This window comes from Arthrobacter sp. 24S4-2, assembly GCF_005280255.1.
Lineage (GTDB): Bacteria > Actinomycetota > Actinomycetes > Actinomycetales > Micrococcaceae > Arthrobacter.
In genome coordinates, this window is the sequence record NZ_CP040018.1 from 757841 (window position 1) to 782067 (window position 24227).

A 24227-nucleotide genomic window follows, 5' to 3' on the forward strand; every position below is an offset into this window, starting at 1 on the left:
CGGGCCGCGTGCCCACGGAACAGGGAGAGGGACAGGAACCGGAATCGAAACGGCAACCCGACGTTTACGCCGTGCTACCGGACGTGGAACGCCCCAATGGTCAGCAGTTCGATCGCGTCATTGCTGCAGGCGCTCCGGGACTCGGCCAGGAACAGCGAAGCTGTGTCCTCGGGCGGGTAGATCCGGTAGCCGGCAGCGGGCGTGACGTTGCAGTCGGAGTAGTTGGCCGCCTGGGTGTAGCGCATTTCTGCTGCTCCGGCCTGTCCCGGAGCGAGCAGGACGTCAGCGACAGGAGAGGATCCGTCCTGCTTCGCCGGTGCTCCGATGGGTGCTCCGGTGGCGTCCGCAGTGAGGGAGACGCCGGGGAAACCCCTCAGGAGGCAGGGTTCGGCGCCGGAGTTCGTGAGGATGAGCTGGGAATAGATGCTGCCGGCGGCGCCCCCGCCGGAGGAATCCTCCGAGGCGGTCAGGTTTGCGGCCTTGCAGCGGGCCGGCCCCGCGGGCGACGGCGCCGACGACGACGACGGCGGCGTGCTGCTGGGCGCCTGGCTCGTGGCCGGTGCGGAGGGGCTGCTGGAACTGGACGCCGGCTCCGGAGTCCCCTGGGACTGTGGCTGGCTCGGCCCGCAGGCGGTGAGAAGGAGCGCGACGGCCGCAACCGCCGTCGTGATGACAACATTTTTCATTGGCTGAGACCTCATGGCTCAACCTTCACGCCCGCGGTTGCCTTAGTCAACGACGCCACGACGGCGGCCGGCGATTGATGCCCGGATTGTGATTTCCGGGCATCAACCGCGCGTACTCCTACTTCTTGGGTTCGGCAGGTTCGGGGGCGGCCGGTGAAACGGGCGCCCCCGCGGCCTTTCCGTTCCTGCTGCGAAGCAGCGCCGCACCGCCCAGGGCCAGCCCTCCGAGGCCTGCCACGAGGCCGGCCCAGCTGCGCGCCTGGGAACCGTCGTCCGTGCCGGCGTCCGAAACGGACGAGGTGTGGGCCGGCGTTTCTGCCGCCGACCCGTGGCCGTCCGCGGCGGCGGCAGCCGTGACGGTGAGCGACGGCGCCGGGGCCTCGAGGGAGTGCGGATCCTGGCCGTCCTTGGCGATCTCGGACCAGTCAGTCTGCCCCTGCTCACAGTTCTGCAAGGTGGGGAAGTGGAGCGTGGTGCCGGCGGCGTCGGGGAGCTTGACGGAGAGCACCAGGGCGTCCCGCAGTTCGGGGTTCAGGGGTGCCTTGGCCGTGTAGACGATCTTGCTGGTCCGCTTGGTGATGGTTGCGCCGTCAGCCAGCTTCTTCGGCTCGGGCAGCTGCTCCACAACCTTCTCCACGGTCCAGTTCGGGTTCACCGTGGGCTGGGCGTCGTTGAGCTCGTCGGGCAGCGTGATGGTCACCTTGGTGGTGCCTGACCCGTCGCAGCCGTGCGGAATGCCGAAGGTGAGCAGGGCGTAGGAGTTGGCGTCGGTCTTGTCCGGGGTGACGCCCACGTGCGCGGATGCTGCAGTGACTCCGGCCAGCATGAGGGCTGCGGTGCCGCCGGCCACGGCGGTTGCGGAGAGGGCGCGGCGGAAGGACTTGGGTGATGACTTTTTCAAAGGAGGGGCCTTTCAGGGGTGCACGGGCGCAGGCGGCGGTGCACAAAGCTGTGGATTGGCGTCCGGCGCGGCCGAAGACCGCCGGAAGGGCGGATCGGCAGGCAGGCCGGAGCCGGGAAAAGGTGTTAGGAAAGTACGACGGCGGCAGGCGGGCCCCGCCGGCAGTCCGGTCTGAGGTTGCGCCAGGGGAGCGGAGCCGAAGCCGCCGGCCAGCCGGCCGCAGCCGGTACCGCGACGGCGTCGGGCATTGCCGCTTCGGGAAGTTTAACGAGCGGACGGAGCCAGGCCGCGAGGGACCAGAGTGCATCCTCGCCCTTCGCCAGCAGGAGTGCACAGACGAGGGTGGCCAGGGTGTGTCCGCCGAGCATCAGGGCAGAAGCCCACGAGGAATCGAACTGGTGCACATGGGCCGCAACGCCGTGAGCCGCATCCACGTGAGCACCGTCCAACGGTAGCCCGGCCAGCACGGCCGCAGCGTGATGATGCGCCCCCGCGCCGGTCTGTTCCGGTGCGGCGGGGGAGCTAAAGGCGCCAAAAGCCTCGTGCAGCACCAGCTGCCCGGCACCCAGGAGCGCAGCCATCGCCGGGAATTTCAGCCTCAGCCGGGTGGCCGCGGTGGCTGCCATGCCGGTGAGCGCCAGGACGGCGAGCATGATGCCCGGAACGGGCAATTCGCCGCCGCCAACCACGTGGGCGGCCGCGCCGAGGGCCACGATCATCGTTGCGACCATGGCTGCGCGGAGGGAATGGAAAGGAGCCCGGGCGTGGTGAGTGCGCACGGAGTCCTCCCTCAGGCTGGTTCGTTGCCGGTTAAGATCCGCGCGCCCGGGGCACCCTCGTTGGTGTATGCGGCTGCCGGCGAATCCCTGCAATTCTAGCGGGCCCTTAGTCCTCCTCCGGGTTAGTCCGTTTCGGGCCCCGAGCAGTAGGGGCAATCGTCGTCACAAAGGGCGTCGTCGGCTGTGGTTTTCACATGCTGCTCCAGGCCAACTGAAAGCCGTCGCCAACATGGAAGAGCCGCCTGCGGCCAAGGCTGGTTTTTATCCAGACCACATCACCGTCGGCGGTGCGGTCGTCCACCTTCCCGGTGTACTCGAACCGCCCGTTGCGGCTCAGCTGGACGCTGTCGCCCACCTGTACGTCGTCCCAGCCCGCTGCATTGCCGGCCAAATTTTTCTGCGAAGTCACGATGTTCCTCGATGCCCGTTCCTTGAAGCCTGTTTGTTTCCGGTGGCGGCAGCTGGTGGTCAACGCCGACGTGATCCATCTAAGCTGCCGGCCCTGGGCGCTTTCAATGGATGAAGTGATGACGTTCGCCGAAAAGTATTGTGCAGCCGCCCAGCACGGCCTTTGCCGCTTCCGTCCTCCGGCCTAGACTGCTGGCATAAGCTGCCACCACCTTTAGGAGAAGACCATGGACTACTCGGGTACAGGCAATGAGAAAGCCGTAGCGGCCGGTGAGCTCAACCGGACGCACATCGGGCACACCGTCAGCTTTCAGCCGGACGAGTTCACGCTGGTGTTCGGCCGGATCGGCGCCATTGCACGCAAAGAGGGCGGAGTGACCATCGCGCTGGAGGGCGTCGACGGCGCCGGAGGGCTGCCGTCGCACTACAGCCTGCCTCCGACGCAGGATGTCTACGTCCAGCCGGACATGCTCACCAACACGGAGTCCACCATCAAGGATCTCTTCGGCAAGGTCCAGGACAATCTGCGCGGCCACAAGCCGGACCAGCGGCCGGACGTTCCGTAACCCCTGGGGTTCCAACCACATGTCAACAGCAGGGCCCGGGTCCCCTCAAAAGAACCCGGGCCCTGCCACTGGGCGATTAGGTGCAGGCGGTCAGGCTACAGCCCGGTCGGCGATTTCCAGCACGTCGTCCAGGATCGCCAGACCGGCCTCGGTGTCCTGCACGCTGGTGTTGCACGGTGGGACCACATGAATCCGGTTGAAGTTGGCGAACGGCAGCAGGCCCCGGGATTTGCACGCGGCAATGAGTTCGTTCATCACGGGGCTGGTGCCGCCGTACGGTGCCAGCGGCTCGCGGGACTGCCGGTCCTTGACGAGTTCGATGGCCCAGAACACGCCCGTGCCGCGCACTTCGCCGATGGAGGGATGGCGTTCGGCGAATCCGCGCAGGGCCGGGCCGATCACCGTTTCACCCAGGAGCGCGGCGTGTTCCACGATGCCTTCGCGTTCCATGGTGTTGATTGTGGCGACGGCGGCCGCGGTGGCCAGCGGGTGTCCTGAATAGGTCAGGCCGCCGGGGTAGGCCTGCGTGCCGAAGGTGGCGGCGATTTCCGGGCTGATGGCCATCCCGCCGAGCGGGACATAGCCGGAGTTGACGCCTTTCGCGAACGTCAGCAGGTCCGGGACGACGTCGAAATGCTCGACGGCGAACCATTTGCCGGTCCGGCCGAAGCCGGCCATGACCTCGTCGGCGATGAAGACGATGCCGTACTTGGTGCATAGTTCCCGGACGCCCTGCAGGTAGCCGGGCGGCGGCATGTAGATGCCGGCGGTGCCCGGAACTGATTCCAGAATCAGGGCTGCGATGGTTGCGGGTCCCTCGTAGCTGATCAGCTGCTCGAGGTGCTCCAGGGCGCGCTGGCTTTCCTCTTCCTCCGTGGTGGCGTGGAACGCGGTGCGGTAGAGGTACGGCGGGAAGAAGTGGACGGTGCCGGTGCTGGCGGTGTCGCTGGACCAGCGGCGGGGGTCTCCCGTCATGTTGATCGCAAGCTGGGTGCCGCCGTGGTACGAGCGGTAGGCGGAGAGGACCTTCTGGCGGCCGGTGTGAAGCCGGGCCATCCGGACCGCGTGTTCGTTGGCGTCGGCGCCGCCGTTGGTGAAGAAGATCCGGTCCAGTTCCCCGGGGGTGCGTTCGGCGATGAGCCGGGCCGCCTCGGACCGGGCGTCGTTGGCGTAGCTCGGGGCGATGGTGCACAGCTTTGCGGCCTGCGCGGCGATGGCGGCGACGACGGCGGGGTGCTGGTGGCCGATATTGGTGTTGACCAGCTGGGAGGAGAAGTCGAGGTATTTGTTGCCCTCCCCGTCCCACACGTGGGAGCCCTCTGCAGCGGTGATGACCATCGGGTCGAGCGTGTCCTGGGCGGACCACGAGTGGAAGACGTGCTTGCGGTCCAGGTCGTAGGCCCGGCGGGCGGCGTCGGCTTCAGCCTGGCCGAAGGCGGGCACGGATTCAAGGATGGAAGTCATGGTGTTTGTCCTGACGTCGGGAAACGCTTAGGCGTTCTGGGGTAAGCCGAGGTTGATGCCGCCGTGGCTGGGGTCCAGCCACCGGGACGTGACTGCCTTGCCGCGGGTGAAGAATCCGACGCCTTCGGTGCCGTGCGCGTGGGTGTCGCCGAAGAGGGAGTTCTTCCAGCCGCCGAAGGAGTAGTACGCCATCGGGACGGGGACGGGGACATTGATGCCCACCATGCCCACCTCCACTTCGTTCTCGAAGCGGCGGGCCGCCCCGCCGTCGTTCGTGAAGATGGCGGTGCCGTTGCCGTACGGGTTGTTGTTGATCAGTTCGAGTGCCTGGTCATACGTGTCCACGCGGACCACGGACAGGACCGGGCCGAAAATCTCGTCCGTGTAGATGGACATGTCGGCGGTGACGTTGTCGAAGAGGGTGGGGCCGACGAAGAAGCCGTCGCCGTCGGCGTCCGGGGAGACATTGCGGCCGTCGACGACGATCGTGGCACCGGCCGCTTCGCCGGCGTCGACGTAGCCGGCCACCTTGTCCCGGTGCTGGGCGCTGACGAGGGGACCCATGTCGCAGCCGCGCAGGCCATCGCCGGTGCGCAGGGAATTGGCGCGCTGGGCAATTTTGGCGACGAGTTCGTCGGCTATGTCGCCTACGGCCAGGAGGGCGGAGATCGCCATGCAGCGCTCGCCGGCTGAACCGAAGCCGGCGTTGACGGCGGCGTCCGCTGCGAGGTCGAGGTCGGCGTCGGGCAGGACGATCATGTGGTTCTTGGCGCCGCCCAGGGCCTGGACGCGCTTCCCGTGCGCCGTGGCGGTCTGGTAGACGTACTTGGCGATCGGGGTGGAGCCGACGAAGGAGACGGCCTTGACGTCCGGGTGGGTGAGCAGCGCGTCCACGGCAACCTTGTCGCCGTGCAGGACGTTGAAGACGCCGTCCGGGAGTCCGGCTTCCTTCCACAGTTCGGCCATCCAGTTGGCCGCCGTGGGATCCTTTTCGCTCGGCTTGATGATCACCGTGTTGCCGGCGGCGATGGCGAGCGGGAAGAACCACATGGGCACCATGGCCGGGAAGTTGAACGGGCTGATGATGGCAACGGGGCCGAGGGCCTGGCGGATGGAGTGGACGTCCACCTTCGTGGAGGCGTTTTCGGTGTAGCTGCCCTTGAGCAGGTGGGGGATCCCGCAGGCGAACTCGACCACTTCCTGGCCGCGGGTCACCTCGCCCAGCGCGTCGTCCAGGACCTTGCCGTGCTCCGAGGTGATGATCGCGGCGAGCTCGTCCTTGCGGGAGTTGAGCAGCTCACGGAACGCGAAGAGGACCTGCGTGCGGCGTGCCAGGGACGTGTCGCGCCAGGCCGGGAAGGCGGCCTTCGCTGCAGCGATGGCGGCGTTGCTGTCCTCGGTGCTGGCCAAGGCCACCTGGGCGGTGACCTTCCCGGAGGCGGGGTTGGTGACGGGCGCGGTGCGCTCGCCGACCGGGACGTAGCTGCCGTTGATCCAGTGCTCGACGATGTTCAAGGAATCTCCTCAGGTGGTGGCTTGTGGTCGCTTCATGCGTTGCGTCCAGTCTGTCGCCGGGGGACGGATGCCATAAGGGGCGATGTGTAAAGGAATGTGTGGCCGCCGTTACACTGTGTAAATGTTGCCGACCCTCCGGACCATCCTTGCCCTTCCCGTGCTTCGCGCCGCCGCGCCGCAGATTTTGGGCGGCGGCGTTCCTGACGCCGCCACTGGTAGTGCCGCCGCAGGCAGTGCTGACGGCGCGGCCGGCCTCGATGCGCCGGTCCGCTGGGTCCATGTCAGCGAATTGCTGGACATTTCCGGACTCCTTTCCGGCGGTGAACTGGTGCTTACCACCGGACTGGAGCTGGAGAAGGAGCCGGAAGCCACGGCGTCGTTCATCCGTTCCCTCGAGGAATCCTCAGCTGCCGGGCTGATCGTGGAACTCGTGGGGGAGCGGAGCAGGAGCCTGGCCGCGCTGCAGGCGGCGGCGAAGTCATGCACGCTGCCGGTGATCGTGGTGCAACGGCGGGTGCGCTTCGTCGACGTCACCGAGGTGGTGCACCGGATGATCGTGGCGGACCAGCTCGAACGCGTGGAACGCGCCCGCGATGTCCATGAGGCCTTCACGGTATTGAGCCTGGAAAGCGCCGGGACAGAGCGCGTGGTGGAACAGGCCGCCGGGATGATCGGCGAGCCCGTGGTCCTGGAGGACCTGTCCCACCTGGTCCTTGCCTACTCGGCGCAGGGGCTCGCCGCCACGGAGCTCCTGCATGACTGGGAGCGCCGGTCCCGGACCACTCCTTCGCCTGCCCGGACCGTGCGCACGGGGCCGGAGAACTGGCTGCAGGTGCCGGTGGGTATCCGGGAGCAGCTGTGGGGACGGCTGGTCCTCCCGGCAGCGTCCGAGGACGAGGAGACGGCGGCCATGGTGCTCGAGCGGGCAGCCCAGACCCTCGCCATCAACCGCCTCGCCGAGCGGGACCGGCGCGAACTCAGCCAGCAAGCGCAGGCCGGGCTGCTCAACGCGCTGCGCCAGCCGCGGGGACTCAGCGAAGCGGAGGCGCTGGCACGTGCGGGTGCCCTGGGGCTGAAGCGGTCGCCGCTTTACGTGCCCATAGTGTTCCGCGCGGGCCTGGCCGCGCAGGCCGTCCCGCAGGCAGCCGCTGCCGCCGAGGCAACCCAATCCCGCGATCCGCTCGCCGGCCAGCAGGAGGAGCGCGCCCTCCTGGAACAGCTGGCCAGGGTGGTCAAGTCCACCGCCGGCAGCGCGCTGACGGCCAGCATCCAGTCCGGATCGGTGGGCATGATCCTCGCCCTTCCCGCGAAGCAGCTCGAGGACGCCACCCTGCAGCGGCTGGCCGATGCCCTGGCAATGCAGGCCGGCGACGGCGGCACCCGAACGGCGTCCGACGGCGGCACCCATCCGGCGGACGAAGGCGGGGTCCGCCGGGCGGGACCGGCGACACCCGGCTGGACCATCGGCGTCGGACGCCCGCGGGGCTCGCTGCTGGAGGCAGCTGCAGGCATCGACGAGGCCGCGCACGTCGCCGAAACAGCGGCAACGCTGCGGGGAACCCGGAAGCCGTTCTACCGTGCCACCGACGTCCGGCTCCGCGGGCTGCTGGCGCTCCTGCGCAACGATCCGCGCGTCCAGCAGTTCGTGGAATCCGAGCTCGCGGGCGTCCTGCACGCCGACGCCCAGGGCCGGGGAGGCCAACTGGAACTCCTTGGCCAGTACCTTGATTCCGGCGGCAACAAAGCGGCCCTGGCGCGCAGCGGATATCTGAGCCGGCCCACGCTCTACGCCCGGCTGGCGCGGCTGGAGGAGCTGCTGGCCGTGGACCTTGACGACGCCGAGTCCCGGACGTCTCTGCACGTCGCCCTCCTGCTGCACCGGCTCCGTGCGCTGTGACCCTGCAGCCGGTCCGCCACCTACGAACGCGGCGGCGGCCTAAGTGACTCAGTCCGCGGCGACCGTGCCCTCATCCGGCAAAGCCGAGGGGAACGACGCCCGGAGCGCTGACAGCAGCTGGCCAAACACCTCGTCTTCGGTGCCCATGCCGTCCACGCTCAGCAGGATCCCGCGCTGAGAGTACGCCGAGGCTACCGGCTCAGTCTCGCGGTAGTAGAGCTCCAGGCGGTGCCGGATCACGTCTTCGGTATCGTCGCTGCGTCCGGCCAGGGTGGCGCGGTGGAGCACCCGGCGGACCAGTTCGGTATCGTCGGCCGTCAGCTGGAGTGCCACGTCCAGCGCCTGCCCGTTGGCGGCCAGGATCGTGTCGAGTTCGGCCTGCTGCGCCGTGGTGCGGGGGTACCCGTCCAGGAGGAATCCATAACGGACGTCATCCTCGTTCAGGCGGTCACGCACCATGCGGTTCGTGAGGCTGTCGGGAACGAAGTCGCCGGCGTCCAGATGCGCCACGACGTCACGGCCGAGCGGCGTCAGTTTCTTCACATGCTCACGGAAGACGTCGCCGGTAGACACCCCGCTGATGCCGAGGTGCCTGGACAAACGTTCGGCTTGAGTGCCTTTGCCGCAGCCAGGGGGACCCATAATCAGCATTCGCATCGTTGAGACCACTCCCTGGCGCCGTTGAAAGGTGTCCCTATATGGTGTCCGCCGGGAGGCGGCAGCACAAGGGACCCGGGCGCAGGCTTGGACATGGCGGTTAGGTCGCTGCTTCGGTTGTCGGTTCCGTGGTTCCGATTCTGGCACGGTGTGCTCGTACCCTGCCGCGACTGGCGCAGGCTGGTGATGGGCACCAACGGCGCCGCTTGGATGGATCGAGGAATACCCACCGGCAGTCGCTCTCGCCGCACTCCGTGAGGTACCCGCGATCCGGCCCCCTCAGCGAAACGATCGCCTGGATAGAGACGGCGGCGAGTGCGGCAGATACGGATATCCGAGTCTTTTCCGTCGATTGCAGTCGGCCGAGCCCGGGATCAGCATTCTGCCCAGCAATGATTGTGGAGTTCACGTAATCCTCAGAATGCGCTGACGGTTCGTGGCCCTCCACTGCGCTCATGGCGAGGTCCCGCAGCGCCTCCCGAAGCGAGATCGCTTTGCCCAGATCGCCGGTGGAGACCTGATCGGATGGCTCCATCCCGGCAAGGGTCAACCAGGAGTAAAGCTCGGAGGGGGACCGGAGTCGTTCGATTGGGCGTGCACCGAACGACCGGCCCTGCGTGGCCAGCAGGTTCAGCCATGTCGCCCCGCCGTCAAAGCGAAAATCTGTCTCTGAGTTCATAGCTCTAGTGTAACGTGTGAACCGTTACGCTCCGTAACGGACATACCATTACATTTGAGGCGAAAATGACCAGCCCTTTCGACCCGATCGCCGGCGCTTCGACGCTTGCCGAATTGCAGGACGCAGAAACCACCGAAGGTTGGCGGGCAACTGCGACGGCCGCCGCTCCCGGACTGGACGACTGGATTGCCGGCGCGGTCTTTGGCGGCACATATCAGCGCCCTGCGCTGACCATCCGGGACCGCCAGTTGCTCAACCTTGCGGCCATCGCTGCCCTGGGCGGTGCCGACCCACAACTCGTGGGACATATCCGCACCTGTAAGCGCATCGGGATGACTTCTGAGGAGATCTCGGAGGCGGTTGTCCACCTCATTCCGTACATAGGGCTCCCTCGTGCAATGGCGGCACTGCGCATGGTCAATACGGCGGCCTCGGACGGGAGCAGTGAGAGATGACCGCACACACTGTCCGCACCCTCGCCGGAGACGTCCCCGCGGATACGCTCGGCGTGGTCAACTCCCACGATCATTTGTTTCTGACGACACCAGCCCTGCCCGGTGGCGAGTTGCAGGACTACGACGATGCCAGGCGGGAATTGTTGGATTTCGGGATGGCCGGGGGTAAGACGGTTATTCAGTGGACGCCCCGTGGCCTGCGCCGAGGCCTGCCGGGTTTGCGCACCCTGTCTCAGACGACGGATACGCTCATCGTGGCGGCAACAGGACGGCACCGCCGCGAACTGTACGGGCCGGAGAATCCCGTCGCGAACGCAAGGGCGGGGGAGTTGGCGGGCATGTTTATCGACGATGTCCATCAACAACGATGTGGTCTGATTAAGGTGGGCACCGGGTACCGCGGCATGAACGCCTTTGAGCGCGAGACCGTGGAGGCTGCCGCCGTTGCCCATCATGCAACCGGTGCCCCTATCGCCGTTCACCTGGAAAGAGGCACCGCAGGCCACGAAGTCCTTGAGGCCTTCCTAGCCGAAGGTATTGCACCTGATTCGCTAATCCTGGGGCATATTGGCCGTAACCCGGACCCATATTATGTGGAGGATTTAGCTCAGTCGGGCGCCTTTCTCGCTCTCGACGGTCCCTCTACGGAGAACCATCTGACGGACTGGCGGCTCATGCCACTGATCCAGAAACTTGTGGCGGCGGGCCATTTGGCGCAGTTACTTCTAGGAGCCGACACCACAAAGGCGCGTGCACAAGGTGTCTTCGGCGGCCCCGGTATGGGCGGATTGCTCAGGCGCACGAAGAATGATATTGAGAGGCACCTGGGATCAGAGGTAGTCCATTCAATCTTTGTTTCCGCGCCTCGACTGGCGTGGCGGCAGAGGTTGGCAAAAATTGAGCGCTATCGGGGCAGGCAGAGCGCCGGCAGGTCCGCTGAACCTGTAAGCCTTTCGGGCGCAGACCTGGGGCGAAGAGACCACGGCTCCCTCAGTCGATCGGCTCGCGCTAATTCTGCAACAACTGCTGGGCCCCTGACCTGATGAACCACATGTCCCTTTCGTCCTACGTCACCTTCTGCGGACTCTGTGCAGCTCTCGCGGTATCACCGGGACCTGACAGTCTCCTCATACTGCGGTACAGCCTGCAACAGCTGAGCTCAGGGATTGCGGCTGCACTGGGCTCGGCGCTTGGCAACGTCGTGTGGGCCTTGATGGTCGCCATCGGTCTGGCTGCCCTGATCGAACAATCCGCCGAAGCGTACCGTGGCTTGAAACTGATCGGGGGGCTCTACCTTTTCTATCTAGGCACCCAAGCAGTCCGTGGCCGGAAGCGAGGCATGCAAGATCCGGCTGAAATAGGCCCTGGCGCGGCCGGCGTCATGTCATCGGCCGGGGCAGGGCTTCTCTCATGCATGCTGAACCCCAAAGTGGGGCTGTTCTTTCTCGCAGTCGTTCCACAATTCGTGCCTGAAGGTGGGGCAGTGTTCCCGCTCACCATGCTGCTGGGCGTGACACTTGCCGTCATTGTCCTCATGTACCTGGCCGTCCTGTGTCTCTTCGCAGCCAAAGCCAGCGCATGGCTCAAACAACCCAAGGTGAGCCGCGCCCTCGAAAAGACGTCCGGCCTCATCCTCTGCGCCCTCGGCATTGGCACGGCTGCTTCAGCGTACTGAGCAGAACACCCGGGTCTGTCGCGTTTCTTGGGGAACTGCGCGACCGTGGCAAATCCAAGGAAATGAGACAGTCCGCGGTGCCTGGAACGAGCACTCAGTTTGAGACGGTCCATTGACACGGCATTGCCCGTTCCGTCCGAGGCTATTCGAACATGGGTGAGACAAACCTTCGCTCGTACCGTCGGATGCAATCTGATTCCGTCGCGAACCGGTATGCCTCGATGCACTCGGGATCCACTGTTGCCGCCGATCGGTACTTCTCGTAGTCCCCCAGTGAGGGGAAGGTGAACAGGGCGAAGGCCTCGTCGCTGTCACCTTCGCTGGGAAGGAAGTAGCCGTGATGCACTCCGCCCAGCCTGTTGACGAGGCGGATCCACCGCCGTCCATATTCTTCAAAGTCAGCGAGCTTGTTGGGATTGATCTCATATCGAAGGTGCACTGTGATCACAGAAGGTCCTCTTTCGTTGGACGTGGGGGGTGCCGACCGCTAGTCGGACTTAGAAGCGAAGTTCCATGAAGACGCTGTTTGGGTCCGTGGCGTAGTCCGCAAACAGCGGGCATTCGGTGAATCCGTTGCGGACGTATAGGCGACGTGCCGGGGCGAAATACTCCTCGGTCCCTGTTTCAAGGCAGATGCGCTGGAAGTCGCGGTACCGGGCTTCGTCCACGATGTGCTTGAGCATGAGGGTGGCTACGCCTCTGCCGCGTGCACTGGCCGTGGTTCGCATGGACTTGATTTCGCCAAACTGCGCCGAGGTTTCCTGCGTACCGGCGTCTGGGGAACCGAGGAGTTTCAGGGCGCCGCATCCCAGGAGTTCGCCGTTTTCACGGGCTGTCCAGAACGTGATGGAGGGTTCGGATAGTGCTGAATGGTCCAATGCGTGCACGCTTTCGGCCGGAGACGTAGCAAACATGTCCGCCAGGTGCTCGCTCAGGAGCTGATGGACGTCCGCACGCGTGGGGTCGTCGCGCTCAATGTGAATCATGCTCACAAATCTAGCGGCCCGGCTAAGCACCCCGCATACCTTGCATTGATTGGGTTGTTTAGCCACCAGCCCTGCCAGAAGCGGGGACTCCCGGAAACTCGCTTCCGGTCATACCGAAGGTGCGCGGACTTCCTTGCTTTCCTGGGTGGTGGGCACCAAATCTTCTGCGGTTTTCAGCTCCAACCGTTGTCCCCACATGGTGCCGAGCAACACGAGCACAACACCGAGGACGCCGAGAGGCCCCAGGACGTCGCCGGCGAGCGTTACACCAATTGCGGCCGCCCAGACCGGCTCGGTTCCGAGTAGGAGACTAACCCGCGTCGGGGAGGTCTTGCGCACCGCCCACATCTGAATGAAGAACGGGAACACCGTGCACACGATCACCAAGTACGTCATCTGCAGTAGAGCGGCCCCTGTCATGCTTCCGGCGTAGGTCGTTACCGGTATTCCCCAGAGACTCGACATGATCAGGAAGACCAACCCGCAGGTGGACATCTGCACGAAGGTCAGATTCAGTGAATCGATGCGCCGTCCGGCTGAGAGCCGGTGCATCCCTGTCACGTGGGCGGCCCGTGCGACGGCGGCCAGCAGGATGAGCAAATCCCCGAAACCGAAGGACGCAGCAGCGCCGCCCGTGGCAAGGAAGTACACGCCGGCGACGGCAATAACCGCTCCCAGGTAAAACAGGCGGCTCAGCTTCCGCTTGCTGACCACTGTCTCGAGCACGGGGGTCATCACCACGGTCAAGCTGATGATGAGCCCCGCGTTGGTCGCACTGGTAGCGGCAATGCCGAATGTTTCGAAGGTAAAGACGGTCGATAGCAGCAGACCCAGAATGCCGCCGACCACTGCTTCCGTCTTCTTGAGCCGCTTCCGCATTGCAGCCAGGATCAAGCCCAGGGCAAGTGCAGTCAGGAGCATTCGGACGGCAAGGACTGCCAGTACGGTGTCCTGGCTGACCAGCTCCTTGGCCACCCAGTACGTTGAACCCCAGGCCACGGCAACGGCGAGCAGCAACATGTCGACGGTTGATGACCGCCGCCGGGCAGGGTGTTGATCAGGCACTGCTGAGCCCGGCAAAGGTACGTTCCTCAGATCGCACCGAATGGCCATCCTTTCTGTTTGCGCGGATTCCATTTCCCAGGCTTCACGGTCACGGAGATACAGGGGATCTTGGGCGCGGACGCTGACCGTGTCAACCGCGCGGCCGCTCAGGGTCCAGACGACTGTGCCGTTGACCCAGTTCGTTGAGGATTCGATGAAAGCCTGCGCCGCCGCGCGGACCACACCGAACCATCGGCCCTCCACGGCCTCGGTCACCCGGTTTGTTCAACGTCCATATTCTCACGGACCAGACGTTCGCTGAGGCATGCCGTTTCCAGATGGCGCAACGCCTTGAGGAGGATCCAGGCAGCTGGCATCTCGCGGACCTCGAGGACCTTTTCGCCGCGGTCGAGGTGCTCCAGGCCACTGTAGCGTCCATAGCCGAATTTCCCGACACGGTGATTTAGCTCGTCAATGATCGCGCCGAACTCCAACGCGCGGCCGTCCACGGTTATGGGAAGCCCCTTCTCGCAAGGCGCGGAACGAGCCGGCACGATGGCAACGGCCTCCACGGCCCGCGCTGCCTGGCGTTCACTCGTTTCGATCAGCAATTGGCCGCCCGGCGCCCGAGCCATTCCCAACTGCGACAAACTCAGCCACTCCCATCGACAGAATCCTGAGAAAATCCAACGATACCGACTACAAGGTGTTCCTGCTGTTCGGCCAGATTGACCTCCACTGCGGCGCAGTGGGACCCGAGCAGCCGGAGGCTGGACTCGCTGGTGCCGGTTCCTCGGGCGTCATGGAATCCTTCGCCTGCAGCACAGTGAGGTGAGACGGCGGACTTCAGCCCGCCTCGACGGTGGTCAGACGTGGTTTTCTGGTTTAGCTCGCGGCGGGCAGTGCGGCGGGGATCCGGGGTTTGGTGTTTCCGGCGAAGGTGAACTGCGCGTCGTCGCCCTCGCCGTCAACGTCCACCACCACGGTGTCGCCCTCGTGGATTTCGCCGAAGAGGATCTTCTCGGAGAGCTGGTCCTCGATCTCGCGCTGGATGGTGCGGCGCAGCGGCCGGGCACCCATGGCCGGGTCGTAGCCGCGGGTGGCCAGGAGCACCTTGGCCGCGGTGGTGAGCTCGATGCCCATGTCCTTGTCTGCCAGGCGCTTCTCCAGTCGGCCGATCATCAGGTTCACGATCTGGATGATCTCGTCCTGGGTCAGCTGGGGAAAAACGATGACGTCGTCTACGCGGTTCAGGAACTCGGGGCGGAAGTGCTGCTTGAGCTCTTCGGTAATGCGGGCGCGCATGCGGTTGTAGCCGGTCTGCGTGTCCGTGCCCGACTGGAACCCGGTGGAGACGCTCTTGGAGATGTCTCTGGTGCCGAGGTTCGTGGTCATGATGATCACGGTGTTCTTGAAGTCCACCACCCGGCCATGGCTATCGGTCAGTCGGCCGTCTTCCAGGATCTGCAGGAGGGAGTTGAAGAGGTCCGGATGGGCCTTCTCCACTTCGTCGAACAGGACCACGGAGAACGGTCGGCGCCGGACTTTTTCGGTCAGCTGCCCGCCCTCGTCGTAACCGACGTAGCCCGGAGGGGCACCGAAGAGGCGCGAAACGGTGTGCTTCTCGGAGTATTCGGACATGTCCAGCGTGATGAGCGTGTCTTCTTCGCCGAACAGGAACTCGGCGAGGGCCTTGGCGAGCTCGGTCTTGCCGACGCCGGTGGGGCCGGCAAAGATGAACGAGCCGCCGGGACGCTTGGGGTCCTTCAGGCCGGCACGGGTGCGGCGGATAGCCCGCGAAACCGACCTAATCGCGTCATTCTGGCCCACGACGCGCTGGTGCAGCTCGTCTTCCATCTTCAGCAGACGCGAGGATTCCTCCTCGGTCAGCTTGAACACCGGGATGCCCGTGGAATTCGCCAGCACCTCGGCGATCAGTTCCTCATCCACCTCGGAAATGTCGTCCATGCCGCCCGCCTTCCACCGGCGTTCCTTCTCTCTACGCTGCGCTACGAGCTTCTGCTCCTGGTCGCGCAGCGAAGCGGCGCCCTCGTAGTCCTGGGCGTCAATCGCGGACTCCTTCGCCGTCCTGACGTCGGCGATCGTCTCAGCCATGGCCTTCAGCTCCGGCGGGGCCGTCATCCGCCGGATGCGCAGGCGCGCACCGGCTTCATCGATGAGGTCGATCGCCTTGTCCGGCAGGAAACGGTCCGAGATGTAACGCTCCGAGAGGTTCGCCGCGGCCACCAGCGCACCGTCGGTGATGGTCACGCGGTGGTGCGCCTCATAGCGGTCACGCAGGCCCTTGAGGATCTCGATCGCGTCCGCAACCGAAGGCTCCTTGACCTGGATCGGCTGGAAACGGCGCTCCAGCGCGGCATCCTTCTCGATGTGCCTGCGGTAGTCGTCCAGGGTGGTGGCACCGATGGTCTGCAGCTCACCGCGCGCCAGCAACGGCTTCAGGATCGAGGCCGCATCGATCGCACCCTCGGCGGCACCGGCACCCACCAGGGTGTGGATCTCGTCAATGAACAAAAGAATGTCCCCGCGGGTGCGGATCTCCTTAAGGACCTTCTTCAGCCGCTCTTCGAAGTCACCGCGGTACTTTGAGCCGGCCACCACGGAGCCCAGATCCAGGGTATAGATCTGCTTGCCCCTGAGAGTCTCCGGGACATCGCCACGCACGATCGCCTGGGCAAGGCCCTCGACGACGGCGGTCTTGCCGACGCCGGGTTCACCGATGAGGACGGGGTTGTTCTTGGTGCGCCGGGAAAGGACCTGCATGACGCGTTCCATCTCCTGCTCGCGCCCGATGACAGGGTCCAGCTTGTTCTCGCGCGCGGCCTGCGTCAGGTTGCGGCCGAACTGGTCCAGGACAACGGAGCCGGCAGGCGTGCCTTCGGCCTGGCCGGGGCCGACTCCTGCGCCGGTGGTCTCCTTGCCCTGGTAGCCTGAGAGCAGCTGGATCACCTGCTGGCGGACCCGGTTGAGGTCCGCTCCGAGCTTCACCAGCACCTGGGCCGCCACGCCTTCACCCTCGCGGATGAGCCCCAGCAGGATGTGCTCCGTGCCGATGTAGTTGTGGCCCAGCTGCAGGGCTTCACGGAGTGCGAGCTCCAGCACCTTCTTGGCGCGCGGCGTGAAGGGGATGTGGCCGGCCGGGGACGGCTGGCCCTGGCCGATGATCTCCTGCACCTGCTCGCGGACGCCGTCGAGCGAAATGCCCAGGGACTCAAGGGCTTTGGCGGCAACGCCTTCACCCTCATGGATCAGACCCAGGAGGATGTGTTCAGTACCGATGTAATTGTGGTTCAGCATGCGTGCCTCTTCTTGGGCAAGCACAACTACGCGACGGGCACGGTCCGTAAATCGCTCAAACATTTCGCCACACTCCTGGGTGCCACGTACTTTGATGCTACGTTGCCGCAGGCCCTCATGGGGTGTTCGCCGAGACGCAATATAAAGAGAGCCAGGTTCCCGTGACCTTCCCACGTAAGCGGCAGGTTTTCACACCGCTATCCGCCACGTCACCGCCTGTGATCTCTGCCGCAAAAACACCTCCCGCAGTTCTGCGCCGGATCGGTGTGACTGTTAATCTGGAATGGCGGTTGATCACAGTTCGAGCCGGCCGTTCCAGCTGAATCCGATGACCAGCGATGAACGGCGGTCTCGATGGGGTCATCAGTAGCTCGTGTGTCTCCCAAGCCCCGGGCTGCAAGACAGGACTCATCTTTGAAGTTTCAAGCCCGGTGGTTCCTTCGCCGGGACGGGCTATGGTTTTGCGGCGGCGTGGCCGGCTCCGAGGGAAACAGCCCAAGCTTTTCAAACCACAGGAAGCCCACTTGGTCTTTGTTCACCGGGCAGGGACGCACACCCAGGTGGAACTTGTCGAACTCTTCGTGGTAGCCCGCTCAACCGTCTACCGCGCAATCAAACGTGCAGGCGACGCCACATGAACGCTTAGCGTGAATTTCCGTACCGATCCTCCTCGGACCCCAGCTCCCCACGCGCCCCCACTGGGCGACAACCTGGCAACGCTGCCCTTGACTGGCGAGGACCGTGGGCCGAGAGTGTCATATGTGAGGCGTGAGGCGGTTCGGGAGTATCTGGCGAGTGCCCTGTGGGCGATGCCGACGTGCGCCGTCGTCCTCGCGATCATCGCGGGTGCGGGGCTCTCCGCGGTGCAGCTTGGCGCGGCGTCGCCCTTCGCCGTCCTCCTATTCCAAGGGACGTCCGACGACGCGCGGAACCTGCTCATCGGGATCGCGAGCACGATGGTCACGGTCATCGCCGTCGTGCTCGGGCTCACCGTCGTGGCCCTGCAGCTCGCGTCGACGCAGTTCAGCCCGCGGCTGCTGCGGACCTTCCTGCGCGACATCCCCAACCAGGCGACGCTCAGCGCGTTTGTGGCCACGTTCGCGTACAGCACGGCGGGCCTCTACACTGTCGGCATTGCCGGCGGAGAGCGCACTCAGGACTACCCGCGCCTCGCTGTGAGCGGCGCACTGCTGCTGCTGTTCGTGAGCATGGTCATGCTCGTTTTCTTCGCCCACCATCTGTCGCATTCGATCCAGGTGGACCAAGTCATGAAGGGCGTCGAGAAGGCCACGCTCAAGGTGATCGAGCGGTCGTTCGTCCCGGGCGATCCCGGTATTCGCATGCCAAACCCGCCGGGCGGCGCCACGGCCTTGCCGGTACCGCGGTCGGGATATGTCCAAGCCTTCCATGTCGAGGCGTTCGTGGGGGCGCTCGCGAGCCGAGGCCTCACTGCCCGGATGGTGCCTATGGTCGGCCGACACGTCGTCGCCGGGGCCCCGCTCGCCTGGGTGTGGGGGAGTACGGGCAGGGGCGAACGTCCCCTTGCCCCCGAGGCCGGCATTGAACTGCACCAGGCGCTCGTACGGAGCGTGCGGATCGGCTTCGAACGGACCCTTGAGCAGGACGTCGCCTTCGGGATCCGGCAACTCGCCGACGTCGCGTCCAAGGCGCTCTCGCCCGCCATAAACGACCCCTACACCGCGAACCAAGCGGTCGACCATCTCGGCTCGATCCTCGCGGCCCTCTCACTCCGGCAGCAGGGCCCGCATGCCGTCGCGGACGCGCAAGGCACCGTAAGGCTGTACGTGCCGGCCCGCGATTTCGCCTATCTCGTGGATCTGGCCCTCGGACAGGTGCGGCGGTACGGCGCGAACGAGCCGCGCGTCGTCAGGGCTCTGCTGCGCGTGTGCGGCGATCTCGTGTGGTTCGGCGACGCGGCCCACCGCGCCGTTGTGCGGCAGTACGTCGAGACTCTCCTGAGCGATGCGACCCGGCTCGTGGCCCAGCCAGCCGATCGCGACCCCCTTCTCGCGGAGGCGGCGGCGGTGCTCGAGGCCTTCGACGTCTCGAGCGGCACGACAGACACCGCGGCCTGAGTTCCACACATTGTTCTGATCGGTAGGGCAGCCGGGTCCGCACCGGCTCAAGATCGAGGTGGGCACGCCCAAGACCCACAAGAAGCGGAGCGTCCCATTCCCAGCGTTTCTAGCGGACGCGCTCGCCGACCCAGCGCTCGCCGACCAGATGGCGGGGAAGCATCCCGATGACCTGCTGTTTCCGGGGGCGGATGGCAAATACATGAAGCGAGGCGGCACCAGCCAGACCAGCAGGGGCTGGTTCGTGTATCCCCTACGTCGCGCCGGTCTTGAACGGATGACGGTTCACGACCTCCGCCACACAGCTGCATCGCTGGCGATCTCAGCAGGGGCGAACGTGAAAAGCGTCCAGGCGATGCTTGGGCATGCGTCCGCGACGATGACGCTGGACACGTACGCTGATCTGTTCCCGGACGATCTGGACGCGGTTGCCGTCGCTCTCGATGCCGCTGCATTACAACAGGTTTGCGCTCAGAGCGCGCTCACGGGACTGAACTACGAAAAGAGAAGGCGCCTACTTCGCTGTGTTATCAACGAAGTAGACGCCTACTCACTTGGCGGTGACGGTGGGATTTGAACCCACGTTGGCTTTGACACCAAACAACATTTCGAGTGTTGCACCTTCGGCCGCTCGGACACGTCACCAACCTGAATAGATTACCGGAGCAAGGCTCGCTTCCCCAAAACGAGGGCGCGCCGGCGTCCTAAGTCTTCCCCGCACACCGCCTGGGGACTAGATTCGTAAGCAAGATGATCAATTCCCAGCAACACACCCAAGCCAAAGCCTATTGGACCGTCGGCCACGAAAAAGGCGAACTCCGGAGCGAGGACCTGCCCGCGCCGGGCCCCGGCGAAGCACTGGTTCGTGCCCTCTATTCGGGAATCAGCAAAGGCACGGAAACGGTGGTCCACTGCGGCCATGTGCCACCTCGGGTCGCCGAACAAATGCGGGCGCCTCTTCAGGAAGGCTCGTTCCCTTCGCCGGTGAAGTTCGGATACCTCTCCGTGGGAATCGTGGAAGCAGGCCCCGACGAATGGGTGGGCCGCACCGTCTTCTGCCTGCACCCGCACCAGGACCGCTATGTTGTTCCGGTCGAGTCCCTGACGGTCGTCCCGGAGAACGTTCCCGCCCGCCGGGCCGTACTCACCGGAACCGTGGAAACCGCCATCAACGCGCTGTGGGAAGCCGGCCCGCGGCTGGGTGACCGCGTGGCCGTGGTGGGGGCAGGCCTCATCGGAGGCATGGTGGCAACCCTTCTGCGCACTTTCCCGCTGCAGCGGCTCCAGCTAATCGACGTCGATCCCGCGAAGCGCGCCTTCACCGAAGCCCTCGGCGTCGACTTCGCCCACCCCGACGACGCCCTGGCGGACTGCGACATCGTGATCCACTGTTCGGCGTCCCAGGAAGGCCTCGAACGGAGCCTGCAGCTGGTGGGCGACGAAGGGGATGTCATTGAGATGTCCTGGTACGCCGACAAGCAGGTAACCATCCCGCTGGGGGAGGATTTCCACGCCCGCCGACTCTCCATCCGCGCCAGCCAGGTGGGGTGGTGGCCCGCTCCCGCCGCCACCGCAGGACCAACGCCGACCGCCTGGCGCTCGCCGTGTCCCTGCTGAGCGATCCCGTCTACGACACCTTCATCACGGGGTCGTCCCCGTTTCCGGAACTTCCCGCCGTCGTCCATGAACTGGCCGACGGCCGCCTGGATGCACTCTGCCACGTCATTGAATACCCCGCCGAAGACAAGAGGTAGCAATTGTTCAGCCTGACCGTCCGCCGCCACTTCATGATTGCCCACAGCCTCCCGCGCGAAGCCTTTGGCCCCGCGCAGGGACTGCACGGGGCCACCTTCGTGGCGGAGGTGGCCTTCCGCCGTCGGGCACTCAACGACGACGCCATCGTCCTGGACATCGGGGCGGCCGGGGAAATCATCGAAGCCGTCCTGGCCGGCCTGAACTACAAGAACCTGGATGAGCACCCTGATTTTGCCGGGAAGCTGAGCACCACCGAGGCCCTGGCGCAGTACATCGCCGAAGCCGTCGCCACCAGGGTCCGCGACGGCGAGGACGGGCGGGAACTGGCCGGACTGGACGTGACCCTCCGGGAGAACCCTGACGCCTGGGCCTCGTTCTCACTCGACTTCGACGCCAGGTAAACCCATGCCCGGGTTCCGCACGGACAGGCCGTCGGTCCGCCTGCTCGTTCCGGGCAACGTGCGGCACAACTCCGGCGGCAACGCCTACAACGCCGCGCTGGCCCGCGGGCTCACCGTCCTGGGGACGGACGTGGCGGTGTGCCTCGTTGACGGCCACTGGCCGGTGGGAAGCGGTGAAGAACGACGGCGGCTGGCCGGGTTGCTGCCCGACGGCGACAGCAACGGCGACGTGGACAGCGCCGCCGGCGGCACCAGCGACGGTACGGTCGCGGGGCCGGTGACGATCGTGGACGGTCTGGTTGCCCTGGGCGCACCGCAGGAACTGGAGGCGGCCGCTGCCGCGGGGCGGCCCGCGTGGATCCTGCTGCACATGCCCCTGGACGCGCACCCGGACCTGGAGGAACGCGCGCTGGCGGCCGCCGCAGGCGTGATCTGCACCAGTTCAACGACGGCTGCGGCAATCGGGGCCAGGCGATGCCCCGCCCCGATCCACGTCGCGCTGCCCGGCACCGATTCCGCTCCGCCTGCCGCCGGCTCCGACCCGCCGCACCTTGTGGCCGTGGCCGCGCTCCTGCCCAACAAGGACCAGCTCCTGCTGCTCGAGGCATTCGCCGGCCTCACGGACCTGACCTGGACCGCGGCGCTGGTGGGCTCCGATTCCGCAGACCCCGCCTACGCCCGGGCGGTCCGCAGTGCGATAGGACGGCTTGGGCTGACCGGCCGGGTGACTGTGCACGGCGAGCTCAGCGGGGCAGCCCTCAACGACGCATGGCACCGTGCCGATCTCAGCCTGCTGATTTCGCAGGCAGAAGCCTACGGGATGGTGGTCACCGAGTCCCTCGCCCGCGGAATCCCGGTGGTGGTGCGGGACGGCACCGGCGCCGTCGAGGCACTCGCGGCGGGGTCACCGGGGGTGGCAGCAGCTCCCGAGGGCGTCGCAGGACCCGCGCTGCCGGGCACCGCCGTCGTACTCGGTGCGGACCCTTCCCCGCTGGAAGGGGTACTCCGCGGTTGGCTCACGGATCCGGACCTTCGCGCGCAATGGCGCGGAGCCGCGCTGGCTGCGCGGAACCGGCTGCCTGGCTGGGATGTCACGGCCAGGACGGTGCTGGACGCCATCGCAGGAGACGGTCCTGGGAACCGAACCGCCCCTGCTCATTCCGTTGCCGTACGGGCTGATGGACAATGGCCCCTATGACAACCGAGCCCCTCACCGTTGAGACTCCGCCCGCGCACACGCTCACCGCGGAGCGCCTCCGCGCCTGGGCCTGGCACCGGCAAGGCCTCGACGGCAGCCTCGCCGGCCACAGCTCTGCCGAGGTATTCGCCCGGGCCGGCTGGGCGCGTTCGGTGGGCGGCGCCAACCCGTACCTCGCGCTGTTCGCCCGTGCCGGAATCCGGCGCGAACAGGTGGATGCCGATGTCCTGGCACTGCGGATCTACGAACTCCCCAGCGCACGCGGCTGCACTTACGTGCTCGGCGCGGAGGACTTCGCGTGGGCGTTGAAGCTGGGCACGGATTCCGCCGACGTCTTCAGGGTGCTTGGCAGGCTGGGGGTGGACCGCGGCGAACTCACGCTGCTCGAGGAACAGGTGCTTCATGCCCTGGCCGAGGCCGGCCGGCCGCTGGATCCGAAACAGCTCAAGGACGAACTGGGCGATTCCGTCCGGAGCCTGGGCGAGGAAGGCAAGAGGCAGGGCGCATCCACCACCCTTCCCACTGCCCTCGGCCTGCTGCAGCGCGACGGCCGGATCCGCCGCGTCCCCGCCAACGGCCGTCTCGACCAGCAGCGCTACGCCTACACGCTGTGGGACCTGCCGCCGAGCCCGTTGGACATTGACGCCGCCCGCACTGAGCTGATCCGCAAGTATTTGGGCTGGACCGGCGGCGCCACGCTCAAGCAATCCCAGTGGTTCTCCGGGTTCACAGTCGCCCAGAGCAAGGCGGCCCTGGCCGCCGTCGGTGCCGCTGAGGTGCCCACCGCGGACGGCAACGCGCTGTGGATGCTGCCCGACGACGTCGGACGCCTCGCCGTTTTTGACGTGCCGGCGGAGGAACAGATCCAGCTCCTCGCGGGGACGGACTCGCTCGTCATACAGCGGCGGAACGCCGGGGACCTGTTCACGGACGGCGACGGCGACGCGACACTGCTCGGTGCAACCCTGGCACTGCAGCCCGACCTGCCGGACCACCCGATCCTGGACCGCGGCCGGATCATCGGACTCTGGCAGTACGACCCCGCCGGGCAGCGCATAGCCCACTGGCTGTTCGCCGGATCCACGCCGCGCGTCGAACGGCGGATCGCCGAGGTGGAATCCTGGATCCGGGAGGACCTGGGTGATTTCCGTTCCTTCGGCCTCGACTCGCCCGCATCGCGGCAGGAGCGGATTGACGCCCTGGATGCGGCGAATGCCGGTTAGCTGACCTGCCGGTGGCCGGCAAAGAAGTCCCGCAGCAGCGTGGCACACTCCTGTTCGCGCACGCCGGCGTAGACCTCCACCCAGTGGTTGAGCCGGCGCTCGCGGAGAATATCGAACACCGAACCGGCGGCCCCGGCCTTCTCGTCCCACGCACCGAATACCACCCGGGGAATCCGCGCCAGCACAATCGCCCCGGCGCACATCGCGCAGGGCTCCAGGGTCACCACCAGGGTGCAGTCCTCCAGCCGCCAGCCGTCGCTGTGGCCGCCGTTTTTGAGCCTCAGCGCCTGGAGCCGGGCCGCTGCCTCGCGGATCGCCACCATCTCGGCATGGGCCGTGGGATCTCCGTGGGCTTCCCGTTCGTTCCTTCCGGTCCCGAGTACGCCGCCGTCGGGACCGATGACGACGGCGCCGATCGGCACGTCCTCGGTGGCCAGCGCCCGCCGTGCCTCGGTAAGGGCAAAGCCCATCCATTCGGCATGGCGGGGCTCCGGGGAAGTCATGGCTCAATGATAGTTTCGAAG

24 protein-coding genes, 1 tRNA gene and 1 pseudogene are annotated in these 24227 nt (G+C 66.0%); 11 read left to right on the plus strand and 15 right to left on the minus strand.

What is annotated here, in order from left to right:
• Positions 1 to 74 precede the first annotated feature (74 nt).
• The 4 genes from FCN77_RS25790 to FCN77_RS03645 form a co-directional block, all read right to left on the minus strand.
• Positions 75 to 686 carry a DUF4232 domain-containing protein gene (locus tag FCN77_RS25790; RefSeq protein ID WP_368074311.1) on the minus strand — a complete coding sequence of 204 codons (612 nt, stop codon included), beginning with the start codon at positions 684 to 686 and terminating at the stop codon, positions 75 to 77.
• A 118-nt stretch (positions 687 to 804) separates the two neighbouring features.
• Entirely contained in the window at positions 805 to 1587 is a 783-nt protein-coding gene (locus FCN77_RS03635; RefSeq protein ID WP_137321162.1) for a YcnI family protein, read from the minus strand.
• Between the two features lie 125 nt (positions 1588 to 1712).
• A complete protein-coding gene (locus FCN77_RS03640; protein ID WP_137321163.1) occupies positions 1713 to 2366 on the minus strand; it encodes a hypothetical protein in 654 nt (217 codons plus the stop codon).
• A 190-nt stretch (positions 2367 to 2556) separates the two neighbouring features.
• Positions 2557 to 2775 (minus strand): hypothetical protein, encoded by a 219-nt coding sequence (locus FCN77_RS03645; RefSeq protein ID WP_137321164.1) that lies wholly within the window; start codon positions 2773 to 2775, stop codon positions 2557 to 2559.
• Between the two features lie 226 nt (positions 2776 to 3001).
• On the opposite strand from FCN77_RS03645, the gene FCN77_RS03650 reads away from it, so the two are divergent.
• Entirely contained in the window at positions 3002 to 3340 is a 339-nt protein-coding gene (locus FCN77_RS03650; RefSeq protein WP_137321165.1) for a hypothetical protein, read from the plus strand.
• A gap of 90 nt (positions 3341 to 3430) precedes the next feature.
• Here FCN77_RS03650 and FCN77_RS03655 read toward each other — a convergent pair whose 3' ends face one another.
• Positions 3431 to 4804 carry an aspartate aminotransferase family protein gene (locus FCN77_RS03655; protein WP_137321166.1) on the minus strand — a complete coding sequence of 458 codons (1374 nt, stop codon included), beginning with the start codon at positions 4802 to 4804 and terminating at the stop codon, positions 3431 to 3433.
• Between the two features lie 27 nt (positions 4805 to 4831).
• A complete protein-coding gene (locus FCN77_RS03660; RefSeq protein ID WP_137321167.1) occupies positions 4832 to 6319 on the minus strand; it encodes a CoA-acylating methylmalonate-semialdehyde dehydrogenase in 1488 nt (495 codons plus the stop codon).
• A 121-nt stretch (positions 6320 to 6440) separates the two neighbouring features.
• Here FCN77_RS03660 and FCN77_RS03665 point away from each other — a divergent pair, with 121 nt between their 5' ends.
• The gene (locus tag FCN77_RS03665) at positions 6441 to 8216 is read left to right on the plus strand and encodes a PucR family transcriptional regulator (protein ID WP_137321168.1); all 1776 of its coding nucleotides are present in this window, start codon (positions 6441 to 6443) and stop codon (positions 8214 to 8216) included.
• Between the two features lie 48 nt (positions 8217 to 8264).
• On the opposite strand, the gene FCN77_RS03670 is transcribed toward FCN77_RS03665, so the two are convergent.
• On the minus strand, positions 8265 to 8867 hold the full coding sequence (locus FCN77_RS03670) for an adenylate kinase (protein WP_137324625.1): 603 nt from the start codon (positions 8865 to 8867) through the stop codon (positions 8265 to 8267).
• Positions 8868 to 8973: 106 nt separating this feature from the next.
• Positions 8974 to 9552 (minus strand): ABATE domain-containing protein, encoded by a 579-nt coding sequence (locus FCN77_RS27535; protein ID WP_137321169.1) that lies wholly within the window; start codon positions 9550 to 9552, stop codon positions 8974 to 8976.
• Positions 9553 to 9617: 65 nt separating this feature from the next.
• Here FCN77_RS27535 and FCN77_RS03680 point away from each other — a divergent pair, with 65 nt between their 5' ends.
• The 3 genes from FCN77_RS03680 to FCN77_RS03690 are packed head-to-tail and all read left to right on the plus strand — an operon-like array spanning position 9618 to position 11682.
• Complete coding sequence (locus tag FCN77_RS03680) at positions 9618 to 10007, plus strand: carboxymuconolactone decarboxylase family protein (RefSeq protein ID WP_137321170.1); 390 nt, start codon at positions 9618 to 9620, stop codon at positions 10005 to 10007.
• Entirely contained in the window at positions 10004 to 11050 is a 1047-nt protein-coding gene (locus FCN77_RS03685; RefSeq protein WP_137321171.1) for a phosphotriesterase, read from the plus strand. Before FCN77_RS03680 ends, FCN77_RS03685 begins: the two co-directional genes overlap by 4 nt.
• An 8-nt stretch (positions 11051 to 11058) precedes the next feature.
• Complete coding sequence (locus FCN77_RS03690) at positions 11059 to 11682, plus strand: LysE family translocator (protein WP_137324626.1); 624 nt, start codon at positions 11059 to 11061, stop codon at positions 11680 to 11682.
• A gap of 142 nt (positions 11683 to 11824) precedes the next feature.
• On the opposite strand, the gene FCN77_RS03695 is transcribed toward FCN77_RS03690, so the two are convergent.
• The 5 genes from FCN77_RS03695 to FCN77_RS03715 form a co-directional block, all read right to left on the minus strand.
• Positions 11825 to 12130 (minus strand): NIPSNAP family protein, encoded by a 306-nt coding sequence (locus tag FCN77_RS03695; protein ID WP_137321172.1) that lies wholly within the window; start codon positions 12128 to 12130, stop codon positions 11825 to 11827.
• A 49-nt stretch (positions 12131 to 12179) separates the two neighbouring features.
• A complete protein-coding gene (locus tag FCN77_RS03700; RefSeq protein ID WP_137321173.1) occupies positions 12180 to 12668 on the minus strand; it encodes a GNAT family N-acetyltransferase in 489 nt (162 codons plus the stop codon).
• A gap of 108 nt (positions 12669 to 12776) precedes the next feature.
• Positions 12777 to 13988, minus strand: a complete 1212-nt coding sequence (locus tag FCN77_RS03705; RefSeq protein WP_137321174.1) for a DMT family transporter — start codon at positions 13986 to 13988, stop codon at positions 12777 to 12779.
• Positions 13985 to 14323, minus strand: a complete 339-nt coding sequence (locus tag FCN77_RS03710) for an argininosuccinate synthase domain-containing protein (RefSeq protein ID WP_217496227.1) — start codon at positions 14321 to 14323, stop codon at positions 13985 to 13987. The genes FCN77_RS03705 and FCN77_RS03710 overlap by 4 nt, the downstream gene beginning before the upstream one ends.
• 274 nt (positions 14324 to 14597) lie before the next feature.
• Positions 14598 to 17093, minus strand: a complete 2496-nt coding sequence (locus FCN77_RS03715; protein ID WP_137321176.1) for an ATP-dependent Clp protease ATP-binding subunit — start codon at positions 17091 to 17093, stop codon at positions 14598 to 14600.
• A 689-nt stretch (positions 17094 to 17782) separates the two neighbouring features.
• Here FCN77_RS03715 and FCN77_RS03725 point away from each other — a divergent pair.
• Both FCN77_RS03725 and FCN77_RS03730 read left to right on the plus strand, forming a co-directional pair.
• Positions 17783 to 19126: a DUF2254 domain-containing protein gene (locus tag FCN77_RS03725; protein WP_217496228.1), complete on the plus strand. Its 1344-nt coding sequence runs from the start codon at positions 17783 to 17785 to the stop codon at positions 19124 to 19126.
• Between the two features lie 58 nt (positions 19127 to 19184).
• Complete coding sequence (locus tag FCN77_RS03730; protein ID WP_254678835.1) at positions 19185 to 19703, plus strand: tyrosine-type recombinase/integrase; 519 nt, start codon at positions 19185 to 19187, stop codon at positions 19701 to 19703.
• Here FCN77_RS03730 and FCN77_RS03735 read toward each other — a convergent pair.
• Positions 19682 to 19771: transfer RNA gene (locus tag FCN77_RS03735), tRNA-Ser, on the minus strand. The genes FCN77_RS03730 and FCN77_RS03735 overlap by 22 nt on opposite strands.
• A 105-nt stretch (positions 19772 to 19876) precedes the next feature.
• On the opposite strand from FCN77_RS03735, the pseudogene FCN77_RS03740 reads away from it, so the two are divergent.
• From FCN77_RS03740 to FCN77_RS03755, 4 genes and pseudogenes are all read left to right on the plus strand, one after another.
• Positions 19877 to 20880 (plus strand): annotated as a pseudogene (locus FCN77_RS03740) (dehydrogenase).
• A 3-nt stretch (positions 20881 to 20883) separates the two neighbouring features.
• Positions 20884 to 21282 (plus strand): 6-carboxytetrahydropterin synthase, encoded by a 399-nt coding sequence (locus FCN77_RS03745; protein WP_137321179.1) that lies wholly within the window; start codon positions 20884 to 20886, stop codon positions 21280 to 21282.
• Positions 21283 to 21286: 4 nt separating this feature from the next.
• The gene (locus FCN77_RS03750; protein WP_137321180.1) at positions 21287 to 22480 is read left to right on the plus strand and encodes a glycosyltransferase family 4 protein; all 1194 of its coding nucleotides are present in this window, start codon (positions 21287 to 21289) and stop codon (positions 22478 to 22480) included.
• Positions 22477 to 23703 carry a crosslink repair DNA glycosylase YcaQ family protein gene (locus tag FCN77_RS03755; RefSeq protein ID WP_137321181.1) on the plus strand — a complete coding sequence of 409 codons (1227 nt, stop codon included), beginning with the start codon at positions 22477 to 22479 and terminating at the stop codon, positions 23701 to 23703. Before FCN77_RS03750 ends, FCN77_RS03755 begins: the two co-directional genes overlap by 4 nt.
• Here the strand turns inward: FCN77_RS03755 and tadA are convergent.
• The gene (gene tadA / locus FCN77_RS03760) at positions 23700 to 24206 is read right to left on the minus strand and encodes a tRNA adenosine(34) deaminase TadA (RefSeq protein WP_137321182.1); all 507 of its coding nucleotides are present in this window, start codon (positions 24204 to 24206) and stop codon (positions 23700 to 23702) included. The two genes, FCN77_RS03755 and tadA, sit on opposite strands and share 4 nt — an antisense overlap.
• Positions 24207 to 24227 lie beyond the last annotated feature (21 nt).